1 protein-coding gene is annotated in these 751 nt (G+C 43.5%); it reads right to left on the minus strand.

Features of this window, described 5'->3' with window-relative positions; all coding sequences use genetic code 11:
• Window positions 1-138: 138 nt before the first annotated feature.
• Window positions 139-751, minus strand: a 613-nt coding sequence (locus AC23P2_RS31125; RefSeq protein ID WP_487776794.1) for an IS91 family transposase, incomplete at its 5' end; no start/stop codon positions are given.

Genomic DNA, 751 nt, shown 5'->3' on the forward strand with positions numbered 1-751 from the left:
CTTTTGTTATGGAGTTATTGTTGAAGTTGCAGCTACGTTAAGGGCAGGTTTTGACCTGCTTTTTTGCTTTTAGAGTACTTATAGGCCATTCTCGTCGTTTTTCTTTGAAGTTAGGACATACCTTCCCTTACCCATCCTTTAGCCTACAGAATGAGGAATTAAGTTTTGGCAAACGCCCATGTATTCAGCAGGTGGGCCACGTCCATCGAAAGTAGCTAAGGTGACCAACTTCCCTTCGCCACAACAATGACATTTTCTAAGCAACGTTTTGGGTGCGGATGCTTCTGCGGGTTTTAGCTTAAAATGCGCTCGTAGCTGCTTGAACTTTACACGCTTCCAAGTACTGCTGAGTAGGCCATAATGACGTATCCGAACGAACCTTTTTGGTAAAATATGCTGCGAAAAACGCCTTACAAACTCCGAATGGCTCAAGCTTATGCTCTTTTTGAGGCCATTTTCACCGTAATCTTTGTAGGAGAATCTCACACTTTCTTCATTCACCTGTTGGATGCGATGGTTGCTAATAGCCACCTTGTGCGTATAACGCCCCAGATATTCTACCACTGACTTGGGGCTTCCAAATGGACGTTTGGCATACACAATCCAGTTTTTCTTAAAAAGGGCTTCTCTGGTCGCTTTGTCAATCTCCATTTTTTTGCTCAACTCAGCTATATACTTGGCCCTGAATACCTTGCTGAGTGCTTTTACTGCAAACAAAAACTTACCATCAGCTCGCAGGTTCTGCCAATTG

The sequence above is a fragment of the Runella sp. R0.1_18 genome, from assembly GCF_057652155.1.